This is a genomic window from Psychrobacter fozii (assembly GCF_003217155.1).
GTDB lineage: Bacteria > Pseudomonadota > Gammaproteobacteria > Pseudomonadales > Moraxellaceae > Psychrobacter > Psychrobacter fozii.
Window position 1 is genome coordinate 139,046 of sequence record NZ_QJSU01000004.1, and the last position, 13,285, is coordinate 152,330.

10 protein-coding genes are annotated in these 13,285 nt (G+C 43.5%); 5 read left to right on the forward strand and 5 right to left on the reverse strand.

Going from position 1 to position 13,285, the window contains the following annotated elements; all coding sequences use genetic code 11:
• Window positions 1-354: 354 nt before the first annotated feature.
• Window positions 355-1,650, reverse strand: a complete 1,296-nt coding sequence (locus tag DFP82_RS06680) for an NCS2 family permease (protein ID WP_110922958.1) — start codon at window positions 1,648-1,650, stop codon at window positions 355-357.
• Window positions 1,651-2,137: 487 nt separating this feature from the next.
• Between DFP82_RS06680 and tolQ the strand changes: the two genes are divergently transcribed.
• The 4 genes from tolQ (at window position 2,138) to DFP82_RS06700 (ending at window position 5,838) form a co-directional block, all read left to right on the forward strand.
• Complete coding sequence (gene tolQ, locus DFP82_RS06685; RefSeq protein ID WP_110922959.1) at window positions 2,138-2,851, forward strand: protein TolQ; 714 nt, start codon at window positions 2,138-2,140, stop codon at window positions 2,849-2,851.
• A 13-nt stretch (window positions 2,852-2,864) separates the two neighbouring features.
• Window positions 2,865-3,323: a protein TolR gene (gene tolR / locus DFP82_RS06690; protein ID WP_110922960.1), complete on the forward strand. Its 459-nt coding sequence runs from the start codon at window positions 2,865-2,867 to the stop codon at window positions 3,321-3,323.
• Between the two features lie 72 nt (window positions 3,324-3,395).
• Window positions 3,396-4,409 carry a cell envelope integrity TolA family protein gene (locus DFP82_RS06695; protein ID WP_245905660.1) on the forward strand — a complete coding sequence of 338 codons (1,014 nt, stop codon included), beginning with the start codon at window positions 3,396-3,398 and terminating at the stop codon, window positions 4,407-4,409.
• Window positions 4,410-4,545: 136 nt separating this feature from the next.
• Window positions 4,546-5,838: a PD40 domain-containing protein gene (locus tag DFP82_RS06700; protein ID WP_110922961.1), complete on the forward strand. Its 1,293-nt coding sequence runs from the start codon at window positions 4,546-4,548 to the stop codon at window positions 5,836-5,838.
• A 168-nt stretch (window positions 5,839-6,006) separates the two neighbouring features.
• Here DFP82_RS06700 and DFP82_RS06705 read toward each other — a convergent pair whose 3' ends face one another.
• From DFP82_RS06705 to DFP82_RS06720, 4 genes are all read right to left on the reverse strand, one after another.
• Entirely contained in the window at window positions 6,007-6,669 is a 663-nt protein-coding gene (locus DFP82_RS06705) for a c-type cytochrome (protein ID WP_110922962.1), read from the reverse strand.
• A gap of 30 nt (window positions 6,670-6,699) precedes the next feature.
• On the reverse strand, window positions 6,700-8,301 hold the full coding sequence (locus DFP82_RS06710) for a flavin monoamine oxidase family protein (RefSeq protein WP_110922963.1): 1,602 nt from the start codon (window positions 8,299-8,301) through the stop codon (window positions 6,700-6,702).
• 166 nt (window positions 8,302-8,467) lie between these two features.
• Window positions 8,468-9,967 carry a cytochrome c gene (locus DFP82_RS06715; protein WP_110922964.1) on the reverse strand — a complete coding sequence of 500 codons (1,500 nt, stop codon included), beginning with the start codon at window positions 9,965-9,967 and terminating at the stop codon, window positions 8,468-8,470.
• Window positions 9,968-10,828: 861 nt separating this feature from the next.
• Window positions 10,829-11,440: a flavodoxin family protein gene (locus tag DFP82_RS06720; protein WP_110922965.1), complete on the reverse strand. Its 612-nt coding sequence runs from the start codon at window positions 11,438-11,440 to the stop codon at window positions 10,829-10,831.
• Between the two features lie 490 nt (window positions 11,441-11,930).
• Here DFP82_RS06720 and DFP82_RS06725 point away from each other — a divergent pair, with 490 nt between their 5' ends.
• Window positions 11,931-13,187 carry a YeeE/YedE family protein gene (locus DFP82_RS06725; RefSeq protein ID WP_110922966.1) on the forward strand — a complete coding sequence of 419 codons (1,257 nt, stop codon included), beginning with the start codon at window positions 11,931-11,933 and terminating at the stop codon, window positions 13,185-13,187.
• Window positions 13,188-13,285: the final 98 nt, after the last annotated feature.

A 13,285-nucleotide genomic window follows, 5' to 3' on the forward strand; every position in this document is an offset into this window, starting at 1 on the left:
CGTGGCTATAATATCATGAAAAAAAAATTCAAACTAACGATTTTTCTCATTTTTATCAATAAATAATTCTTTATATAACAATAGCTTATAACTTAATTGATGACCATGACGCTTTGGTTACGTTTTTTTGTTTACTATTGCCGATTGATTGTCATTACAGCGCTAGATATCAGTATCAAAAATACTAGCGTATGCCTTCAATTCACGCGATAGTCATCTCAATAGGCTAACACTCGGTATAGCACTTATATTAAAAAAACCCCTCCTTATCTGACATAGATAAGGAGGGGTTTTTATTGCAAGCTAAGCTAAAACTGTATCGTTTAGCAAAGACTGCTGACTGGCTTTAAACCGTTAAACAAAGACAATTTTTGCCAATAGTACGAAAGTCAATATCCATACTGGAATGCTAATGTCAGAAAACTTACCCGTCAATGCTTTGGTTGCCGTATAAGTGATGAAACCAAGTGCGATACCATCTGCGATAGAGTAAGTCAGTGGGGTAAATAATAATACGACAACGACTGGCGCTGCTTGAGTCAAGTCAGACCACTCTACGTCTTTTAGAGTGCCTAACATCAATACCGCCACATAAAATATCGCGCCTGCTGTTGCATAAGCAGGGATCATACTGGCTAATGGCGCAAAGAATATACTAAGCAAAAATAGCACGCCGACAGTCACAGCGACCAATCCAGTACGACCACCTGCAGCAATACCTGAAACGCTTTCGATATAACTGGTTGTCGATGACGTACCAAGTAAAGTCCCTGCTACTGTCGCAGTAGAATCTGCAAACATCGCTTTACCCATGTTCTTAACTTTACCATCTTTATCTACCAAGCCTGCCTGTTGCGTGGTTGCAATCAACGTACCAGCTGTATCGAATAAATCGACGAATAAGAAAGCAAAGATAACGCTGATCATACTCACATCAAACGCGCCAGCAATATCAAGCTGCATGAATGTAGGTACAATCGATGGCGGTGCAGAGATAATACCAGTGAAATGCGTATTGCCAGTTAATAAGCTGACCAAAGCCACAAGCAAGATACCAATAGTCACCGCACCAGGGACTTTCTTATAAGACAAAGCGAGAATAACAATAAACCCAACAGCAGCCATCGCCGGTCCAAAGCTTGTCATATCACCTAAGCCAACCAACGTAGCGTCATGATTGACGATGACGCCTGAGCTTTGTAATGCAATGAACGCTAGAAATGCACCAATACCAGCGACCACGCCCTGCTTGAGCGACACGGGAATAGAATTGATGATCATTTCGCGAATTTTGAACAGACTCAACAGCACAAAGATACAACCAGACAAGAACACTGCGCCAAGCGCAACTTGCCATGTGTACCCCATACCAAGTACCACGCCGTAAGTAAAGAAGGCGTTAAGACCCATGCCAGGAGCCTGAGCAACAGGTAAACGAGCATAAAGTCCCATGATCAAACACCCGATTGCTGCTGCCAAACAAGTAGCAACAAACACAGCGCCTTTATCCATGCCAGCATCTGCTAGCACGTTGGGGTTAACAAAGATAATATAGGCCATCGTTAAAAAAGTGGTCAAGCCAGCAAGAATTTCAGTTCTTACCGTGGTGTTTTCACCGTTAATCCCAAAATAGCGTTCGATTGCATTCATAAGTGTCGCGCCCAGCTTGCTAGTGAAAGAACAAATTTATTAATGCCTAGAGTAAACATAACGTCAGCAGACAAATCGTGACGTCATCTATAGAAAGGCAGCAGTAACGAAGTGTAACATTCTAGAGAAATTACACTATAAATTCAATCACTACCAGTACCCGAGGCGTACAAACACGATTTCTCCTGCTACTTAGAAATCATATTTAGACAGAATTTTAGGTAAATACAGAACATGTTCATGATATCTATCGATAGATGCACAAACAGAATTTACCTTTTGAATAAAACAACATAGATAAACATCCATTAATTATTTGGTATTTAACACTTTAATAAATGACCTTTCCTTCATTTAGCAGTACACTAGGCGGTTAATATAAGTGTGCAGAATTATTGCTCCACCATGTTTTTATGTTATCGAATACCCTATTTGGCCTGCGTATTGCACCATGCCAGCTCTTGTCCATTATCCGTGAGTTCATTACATGCCTGAGTCATTAAATATTATTGATCTTATTACCCAAGCCAGTCTATTGGTGCAGATTGTGATGGCACTATTATTATTAGCGTCTTTATTCAGTTGGATCATTATTTTTCGTATGAGTGCGCGGCTTGGTACGGCTCAAAGTTTCGATCAACAGTTTGAAACTTGGTTTTGGTCAGGTGAAGATCTAGCCAAACTATATCAAGGTGTGCAAGGCTCACCTGAACGCCAAGGACTTGAGCAGATTTTTTATGTTGGGTTTTCAGAGTACCTAAGAATGCATAAAAAGCGCCAGCCTAAAGATGACATTATCGATGGCGTTGAGCGTAAGCTACGAGTTGGGCTAGGTCGTCAACAGCAACTGCTCGAATCAGGGCTGACGACGCTGGCCAGTATCGGATCAGTGGCGCCTTATATCGGATTGTTTGGTACGGTCTGGGGTATTATGAATGCCTTTTTAGGATTGTCGCAGACAGAACAAGCCACCCTAGCCTCTGTTGCGCCTGGTATCGCCGAGGCCTTAATCGCCACTGCCATGGGTCTATTTGCAGCGATCCCTGCTGTACTGGCTTACAATCACTTTACGGCAAAATCTAGCCGCTTATATGACTCACGGGCGCTGTTCTGTGATGAGATGACTGGCATGCTCCAACGTGAGACCAGTGCAGCAAACCCTGTCAGTAGAGAAACGCAATCTACCACCAGTCAAGCATAAGGACGATGAAGCCATGAAGCAAAGTCCCTATCGCCGTGAAAAGAAAGCGCTAAATGCGGAGATGAATGTCGTTCCTTACATCGATGTGATGCTGGTATTACTGGTCATATTTATGGTGACTGCGCCGATGTTGATTACAGGTGTTGATGTCGATCTGCCAAAAGAGCAAACCAACACCATGAGCCAAAGCCAGCTACCGGTGATCGTATCTCTAACTGGTAATGGAGAGATTTTTATCAGTTACGAAAGTAATGTCGATTTGCCAGTGAGCGAACCTGAACTGATTAACACCTTGTCTAATTTGCAGACTCAAAACAGTGATGCCGGAGCGTCACCCGTACAGGTGATGATAAATGCCGACCAAAACAATCAATATGGTGCAATCATGACGCTAATGGCGACGTTGCAACAAGCTGGTATTCAAAAGGTGGGACTACTAACAGGCGCTCCTCTACCCACGCCTTCACTGTAATAAACAGATTAATAAGCACCACATTCGATCAAGCTTATAATAGAATCGTAGTCAACCCAATGAACCACGTTCATGAGTATAAATATTATGCATAATGCTCCTGCCGTCTATGTGCCTACCCAACCTGAAGGCAATGGGCTGACCTTGCCTACGCTACTCAGTTTACTCGCACATGGCCTTGTGATTGGCCTGCTCGTTTATAACTATCAACACACTGAAGTAGACATGACTGGTAGTCTCGAAACGGTCATGGTGTCACCTGAGCAGCTGGCTGATATGCAAGGTCAGATACTGGCCAATCGTGCTGCCGCGCAAGCTCAAGCAGCCAATGCTAGCAGCAGCTCATCGACAGTTACGCAAGCGAATGAGTCTAACAGTAACAATGCCAACCAAAACAGCAGCCAATCAAGCTCTCAGCAAGTACCTAGTTTTAGCCGCCCTGATGACACTGCTGGGCGTCCTTTGCTCATGAGCGAAGAGCATCATCAACGCTTACTTGAACAAAATAGAGAGTATGAGCAGCGGATGGCTGAATGGGCAGAGGAATTAGATGAATCAGTGACAGAAAAGCACGATGCGATTGAGCGAGACAAAAGAGATGAGCAAGTAGAAGAGCAACAAAGGCTCCAAGAGTATCGTAATAAGCCAAATGACACTCCCAAAATTGTACGTCCTAATAATAAAAGCACCAATATAGAATTTGAAAGTAATGATTCTGATGGCACACCTAAGAATTACAGTCTAGCAAAAGGTGACTCTGTCGTATCTAGCGATACAACAAGCACCACAAAAGAAAGCAGTCGTTCAGCAGCAGGTGGCAATCGCGGTGCTAGCAACAATGAAATTATCAGCTTAATCAAACGTAACTATAATCCACCGACAGGAGCGAAAGGCACGACTCAGCGCGCGACTCTAACGATTACTGTAAATGCTAGCGGCAAGGTAACCAATGTCTCAGTTTCAGGACCTGATAGTAGAGTCAATGAGGCAGCCAAACAAGCAGCTTGGGATGCGGATAGCTTCCCAATAGATACTAGCGATCCCAAATATCCTACTTTCGATATACAGTTTAGGGGTAGTAACTAATAAGTTGCTCATGTCTCACATTATTGATAACGTTACCTTAATAATCTTATACTGTTGAAGGTATTCCCATACCTTTATGGTTGATTGATTACTTGTAGAAATGATCACTATACTTTTTCAGGAGCTTGAATTACTCATGCGTACTCACAAAAAACTACTCACATCTTTACTTGCCAGTGCCTCAGCTTTGCTTGTCGCTCCAAGTATATTTGCAGCTCCTGTCGTTCTGGAACTAGATTACGACATTCCTACTCAACAAAACCAAGCCGCTTTTGTTCCCTTCGCTGGTGACACCGTCATGTCTTCTATTATCCTAAATGACTTAGGTAAAACCGAGCTAAAAGTGACTAGCGAAAATTTGCCACAGCAACCGCATAGTAGCAACGAGTTAGCAGGTACACTACCCGTATGGCAAAGTATCGGTATTCCTTACCTAGTCGTCGGTAGCAGCAGTACCAATCGCGGTAAAGTGACCACCAACTATGAAGTTATTGAAGTAAAGTCAGGGCGAATACTAGCAGGCAAACAAAGTCTAACGGCTAATAACGATAAAGAAAGTATGCGTTATGCTGGGCACGTCATCGCAGATAAAATATATGAGTTGATTACCGGGACGCCAGGAGATTTTTCAGGACGTATTGCTTATATTGAAGAGGAATTAAGCGGTAAGAATAAAGTCTCACGCCTAAAAATCATGGATGCTGATGGTGAAAATGCGAGAACACTTGCTGAAGTCAAAGGGTCTATCTTTTCACCCGCTTGGTCACCAGACGGTAAACGCATTGCTTACTCTGTACAACGTGATCAGTCTTATCAAGTCATCTACGTACAAAACGTTGATGGCGGCGGCGCAACCGCATTAACGCCATTTCCTGGTAGTAACTTGAGTCCATCATTCTCACCAGATGGCAGCAAAATATTATTCTCTAGCAGCTTTGAAGGCAGTGCTGATATTTACGAGATAAGTGCCAGTGGCGGTCAACCTAAAAGACTCACTAGCTGGCCAAGCAGTGAAGTACAGCCAAGCTATGCGCCTGATGGTCAATCTTTTGTGTTCGTCAGTGACCGCGCAGGTTTCAATAAGCCACAAATCTATCGTTATGAGTTTGGCTCAGGACGTACTACGAAGCTATCAAATAGTGGTTATGCGACTAGCCCGCAGTTCAATAGCGATGGTTCACAAATTGCCTTTTTGAATGGCTCATCAGCCGCTATCATGAATAGCAATGGCGCAATAACGGCTAATTTGGGCAATACGGGCATTGATGAAGCACCGAGCTTTTCGCCTAACGGTAAGCGCGTAGTCTATGCTTCAAAACAGGGTGGTAAAGGCATTATTACAATAAAATCACTAAATGGTGGTGAGACGTTTGGCAAGTCTGGACAAGGTATTATTCGCTCACCAGTATGGTCAGCCAGTCCGAAGTAAATAATCCACTTGCTGTCTTTCTCAATCCATAAATCCTTGTATATAAAAAAGCGCCTAACTATCTGTTAAGCGCTTTTTTTGTTTTCTAAGGGCAGTAGTGAAATAGTAAAGTAGTTTTTATACTAGATATTTTTATTTAACAGCCATTAGCTAAAAGTGTAAACAGTATTAATCATCACTCGGATCACCTGCTGGTGGGTTGTCATGACGCAGTTTTGCCACGTCTTCAGCCGTTACCGTCTCAGTAAAGCCATTCAAATCACTGACCACATATTGAGTAACCGCAGCCATCTGCTCATCATTCATCATCCCATGAAATGACGGCATACCGCGAAAACCATTCATTAAGATATCAATGATGTAATACTTTGATTGCATCTTACTGTTATTAGCCAGTGGTGGATAATAACCTGCGCCGTAAGCACCCTCACCTTTATGCATATGACAGGCTGCACAGGAGTCGTGATATAGCTTTTCACCATCTGTTGTCACAAATGCATTGGTGCCTTCAAATTTTGCTTCCCACTTAGTAATACTTGGGTCATTTTCCATATTGGGCAGTGAGCTGTCATCGACGATATTTGTAGAAGGTTTTGCAAGCTCATCACGACTCATATGGACTGCACCCCAAGCGCCTGTATTACGGCTGGCTTGATAATCAGCAGGTTGCGTAGCTTCTTTCTCTTGTACACTGGCTATCGTTTGTGCATCATCCGACCGCTGACTACAACCTAGCAGTGCCGCACTACTCACCACACTCAGCAACATCATAGTCAGCAGTTTGGGTGTCATGTTTTTTATGACTGTCTTCTTCACGATTGCATTATCCATGATAGCCTCTGAATTTTATAGTTATTCGTATTAACCCAGCATTTTTGCTTTTTTATGTAGGCGCTTCGCGGCATCCATACCAGATAGAATAGCGCCTTCCTGCCATGCTGGAATGTGTGAACAATGCTCGCCTGCCAGTACGATACGATTATCAATGCTGCACAGGGTATCGTAATGCTGCCGACGGGTCGACTCATTCCAGATGCCATAGCAGCCGAGCGTCCATGGGATACGGTGCCAGACAACTGACGTACCTGCGCGAAATTCTTTGGGATACTGAGGATGGATATATTTACCATAGGCAAGCGCAACATTGATACGCTCTTTCGGCGTTAGGGTATTGAACTTATAAGATGTCGGGCCGTAACCATAGGCGCCTAGCAACACCCCTGTCCCATCTTTGAACATATTTTGTGACGGATAGGCAATCTGAGCAATGGGCATGTCGGTATAAGTCAGACCACCAAATATCCACTCATCCTCTTCCCAAAATCGGCGGTTGAACTCTAAGCCGACTTTATAAGAGGTTTCATAAGGCACAGCGGCCATCGCCTGTTTCATAGGTTTTGAGACATTGATATCCATCTGCGTCAATATCGTTAGTGGGATATTACAGACGCACCAATCTGCACGGATGGTCTTAGTGGCGCCATCTGGACTATTGCTGTCGACATAATCGACCGTCACACCACTTTCGTCTTGATGGATTTTGGTGACTTTTGCATTAAACTCAATCATATCTCGGCATTCGCGGGTGAATGCGTCACCTATTTTACCCATACCACCCACTGGCTGAAACATGGTTGGCTGATGCCCATAAGTCATATGATTGCTATAGATATCTGCCCACATACCCGACTCTAATATCTCACTGATAGGCAGTGGCTTTGATGGGGTCGCGTCAGGCATCAAGCCGCCACCCGGAAACACACTAAAACCGCGATGCTTGCTGGTCTCATTGCTGGCACGGTAGCGATAGTCTTTATCGAGCACGCCCCAACCTTTTAAGCCTTCTAACAGTTTTTCCTTGTCTTCTCTATTCACAGAACGATCAAGAGCACCGACATTAACGGACTTCGATAACAACTCCGCGACGTGACCTTGGATGTCGTTTTTTACATCACCCAAACGTTGGGGCACACCGCCAAAATGAGTACTACGATGCAAATACGCACGATCATTGGTCTGAATAAATGGCTGCAGCTCAACACCGAACTGTTTGCAATAATGGAAGATGGCATAGTGATGACTGGGCAAACGCCATGGCCCACCATTAAAATAATTGCCTTCTTCAAAATCACAAGTGACTTCTTCACCGCCAAGCTCTGTATATTTATCACCGCTGTTCAACGTCCAGCTGCGACCACCGCCACGGTTCTGATATTCGAGAACCTTGACATCATAGCCTGCTTTACGTAACTCATAAGCCGCTGTCAGTCCACCAAGACCAGCACCGAGAATGACAATGCTAGCACCCGGAGGTGCACCTTTTAAATCCATGGTCTCTTTGAAACTCGACTCTGAAGCAAATCCTAATGTCGTCATTGCCTGATACATCGCCGTTGCACCCGCTGTCTTACCAATCATCGAGAGCAGTTGGCGCCGCGTTGGAGACTGAGGCATGTCTTTCATAATAAAGTCCTTAAAGTAGGCGTTCGTGCAAAACAGGAGGCATTGAGACGATGAATCAGCTTGGCTTAGTTTTTCATTTTGTTGTTTAAGCTGTCGTGCCTTACCGTGTTGCCTTTAACGCCTTTCTTGTCATAAGTATTTAAATCGTATTTATAAAGTCACTGGATTAACGGCGACGCCTAGCACGCAAGATTGCTCGTATGATAAATACAATAATAATGACGGCCACGATAATGCCGACTATTGCCAACAGGCCCGCATATTTGATTAAAAATGGCGTATCAGCACCCGTCGTTGCGATGCGATCGACATCATCAGCGCTCACCTCACTACTCGTAAGGCCACCAAAATTCACACGTACATAATTGGTGATACCAGCGATTTGCTCGCTATTAAGCTCATCTGAAAACCCTGGCATAATAGGCGAAGTATTGGTCGCTCCTTCTACCCCATGAAAAATCATGTTCACGAGCGCATCAGGTTTGTCGCGACGAATACTGCTGAGTCCGACGATAGGCGCATAACGTGCATCAGGCTGTCCATTACCATCGACACCGTGACAACTACCACAAGCCGCCAGATATAGCGATTCTGATGAATCACTGCTGTTACTTACCTCTGCTTTAGCTTGAGTCAAATACTCATTTTGGGCGAGTAAATCATGCGTAATGGACTCGTTGATTGGTATTGGTAGACGAGAATTATCAACGGCTGCGAACTTATCCTCTGTCTGAATCGCAGGGACGGCTTTTAAATAAGAAGCAATGGCACTCAAGTCTTCATTTTTGAGATAGCGGGTGCTGTGCGCAACTGCCTCGCCCATCGGCCCACCCGCATAAGCTCGTTGGTCAAGCTCGCCGGTACGTAGATACGTGACAATATCTTGCTCACTCCAATTGCCAATACCACTTGACTCGTCAGGCGTGATATTTGGCGCATGCCAATGACCAAGCTGAGCGCCTGATAGATATTTTTCTTTATCAAAACCCATGGTGCTATTACGCGGGGTATGGCAAGTGCCACAGTGCTCTAGGTTATTGACGATATATTCACCGCGTTGCTGTGTTTGGGTGAGTCCATCACGGTTCTCAGTAGAAGGGACATTTAAAAAGTTCCAGCCCAGCATGAGCGTACGAATGTTAAAAGGAAATGGCAATTCAGTTTTTTGCGTTGGTGCTTCATCGACTACTGGTACAGTTTGCAGATAGGCAAATAACGCGCTGATATCTTCTTCCTTCATGCCGCTATATGCAGCATATGGCATGGCAGGATATAACATATGGTCGGGTGCTCGACCTTTTTGCAGCGCATTCTTCAAATCCATCTCGGTATAGTCACCGATACCATAACGCTTAGACGGGGTAATATTGGTTGAATAGATACTCCCCATCGGAGTGTCAATCGCTGTACCGCCAGCATAATCTTCACCGTGGCACGCCATACAGTCAGCAGCACGAGCAATATAGGCACCGCGGTTGACGATATCGCTATTAGCGGGACGCACATTAGGCAAACTGGCATTAGATAGACTAGAATCAGCTAATGTGGTGGTGGGCAAGCGAGCACTGGCCGTGCTTGTATCAGGAAGGCTTGTTCCTTCAGCCATCACAGCACTGGAGGTAATACCCATTACGAGCATCGATAACATCATAGGAATTGGCTTCATAATATCCTCATATAGCTGGTACCTAGGGTATTTCACAGAGAGGTTTGACGACACATTCGATACCGAGCAGCGTCTTTATATCTATTTATTTTTGCAGCTCTAGGCTTCAGTCATCAAACATCAAACAATTCATTAAAAAACAAAATAACGAGCAAACTATCTTTATAGAAGACATCTAACAAAAAAGCACCTAGTAAAGAAAGCATCTAGCAAAAATAGTTTCTAGATAATGTCTACTCACCTCACCAATGTAAGACTTTTTCGCTACTATTACTTGAATGGTAACTTATTGGTCTAAAATTTTTACAAAATTTAAAGAACTGTCTGACGGCCATCTATTTCCAGCAAATTATCATGTATTTTTATAGGGTAATAATACGTATTTCAAAAAACCCTTTAAAAACAATAGCTAAATAGACTGTTTAACAATATTACGTCTTCTATAAATGATGTATCACTATGAGGAAACATTGCAAATGAGCGATATTTACTATCATTATTCGTTTGGGCTGTACATAATGGATACATAGACCGAAATCAAAATCGTCCAATTATAAATAATATTTTTATGGTGATATGACACATAGTTATTGCACCTCACCATATTTTGTTTATGATAGGCGCTATTTCCACGTTGCCAATCGCCGCCTGAGACATCATTATGAAGTCATTAACGCTTACTTATATACTCACATCTATTCTGTTATTAACAGGTTGTCAGTCGTTCCAGTTTGTTGATAGTCCGATTCCTGTCACATCGAATTTGACTCAATCGAATGACCAGTAATAGAATTGAGAGACACAAAAAAAGCAGACTATAAAGTCTGCTTTTTTATTCAGGTTATGGTCGATAAGGTTATATTAACTCTGTGTATTGGCTGGCTGATGCTTGATAATGGTTTTGGCCAGATGATCACCAAACCAAATAGCGGTGTCGATATCTCCAGATCCTGGCGTTTCTTCAGGTGGGCCATCGAGTGACTGCGTCATTAAACCCAAAAAGCTAGATAGACGATTTAGGTCATGAGTTTCATGACCTGTCGGCATCAATGGTAGTCCAATCCAATTCATCCCATGCTGCATGGCATATAGAGAAATCTGCTGTAATACTGCAAGTTTGTCACCGCTTAATCCGCCAGAGTTGGCAAAAGCTGCTGCCCACTTCCCTTCCCATTTACGGTGATACCAACGCTTTGAGGTTTCATCCATAAAAGTCTTAAATTCAGCCGTAACACTACCCATGTATACGGCACTACCAAATACCAGCAGATCTGCTTGATCTAAAAAATCCCAATCCACCTCATGGACATCTACCGCTTTGGCTTGCGATTCTGGTAACTGCTGACGAGCACCTGTCACTATGGCCTCAGCCACACGCTTGGTATGACCATAATTACTATGATAAATAACCGCGATAGATAGATTATTGGCTTGGTGAGTGACAGTTGAAGCAGACGATATAGATGTAGTCATACGGGCTCTAGTAATGAATGAATTGATGAATAATGAGTCGCTAAATAATAGTAACGTTTAGAATTTTCTGAGTAATTACAGCCATTATAGCCTGTAATCATATCGTTAGTACCGGATAGCTGTCGTTAATGACGCTATCGTCAGGTGCAAAGATAATCACACTACCTATTAACAGACTGTCATAGAGTAGCAATATTCAACGAATTATCAACTCACTTATGTAAATCGAAACTTTGTCGAACGTTATGTAGCACATCTTGTGCGTATTAAATAAGAAAAAATAATCGTTAATAATTACATTTATTTATTCCATATACGCATATGTTAATTCCAGCTTTTCTTTCAGGCTTGTTTCTATTTTTACCGTAATAGGATTATGATGTAGCGCTTATTCCTAAGTTACGCATAAATACAATTAATGAATTAAAAAAATCATAAGAAAGCTATAAAGAAATCACAATCAAATCGATAAGCAGAGGAGACTACTACTGTGACAACGTTAAGAGTTCAACCCGTAAACGAGGCGCGAGATCCAATCGTAAGAGACAGTCTTCGCTTGAATGATCCACAAAAGATGCTGGTAGCAGGCGGCGCCATTGTGAGCTTTCTCATGCTGGTCTATTTGCTAGATACGCAACATATTTCTCAGTCACTATTGCTCGGCATTGGCTTGCTGTTGGGCTATACCCTCTTTCATGCTCGCTTCGGTTTTACCTCTGCATTTAGGCGGTTAATGTCAGTCGGTAATGGACAAGCGATGCGCTCACACATGCTGATGCTGGCCATTGCTGTGACGCTGTTTGCCCCTATTCTAGCCTTTGGTACGACCATTTTTGGTGGACCAGTCGCAGGTTATGTCGCGCCAATCGGTGTGAGTCTCTTCGTTGGCGCATTCGTCTTCGGTATTGGTATGCAGCTTGGTGGCGGCTGTGCTTCTGGTACTCTCTATGCAGTCGGTGGTGGCCGCTCAGTGATGTTCATCACGTTTATCTTCTTTATCGTTGGTGCCACTATTGGTGCTTACCATCTGCCATTTTGGACAGAAGAGCTGCCGAGCTTTGAGCCGTTTTCTTTAGCTACCTCTACCGGTCTTGGTTACAGCGGTGCTTGGATGGTCTCTTTGGCGCTTTTTGCTGTAATCGCATGGATAACTTTGGTCGTTGAAAAAAGAACCAAAGCCCCTAAAATGGCGCCTGTTCCTTCTGAAAAAGGCTGGAAACGTATTTTCCGTGGTTCTTGGCCGCTATTTGCAGCAGCGATTGTACTGGGTGTACTGAATGCATTAACGCTAGCAACACGTGGTCAGCCTTGGGGTATCACATCTGCATTTTCATTATGGGGATCTAAAATTGCGAGTGCTTTTGGGGTTGATGTCGCGAGTTGGGGCTATTGGCAAGGCGCAAACGCAGCAGCGCTAAATGCGTCTATATTTGCTGATTCAACGACGGTACTAAACATCGGTATCATTATTGGCGCTTTCATTGCGTCAGCGGCTGGTGGCTTATTCAAATTTACGACCATTACTAAAGGCAACTTTGCAGCTTCAGTAATTGGTGGTTTGATGATGGGTTATGGCGCACGTCTAGCATTTGGTTGCAATATCGGTGCTTATTTTGGTGGTATCGCTTCTTTTAGCTTACACGGCTATATCTGGGGCATACTCGCGATGGCTGGCACGTTCTTGGCTCTGTATTTGCGTCCTTTATTCGGCTTGTCAGTGCCAAAGTCTAGCGACTCAGTCTGTTGATATAGTCAATCCTCTATAAAAGAGTGACAGCGTTAATCTCGCTTGAAGTATCACAGTTACATCTGCACTCAATTGCCTTGACTCTCTTTTAAACTGAA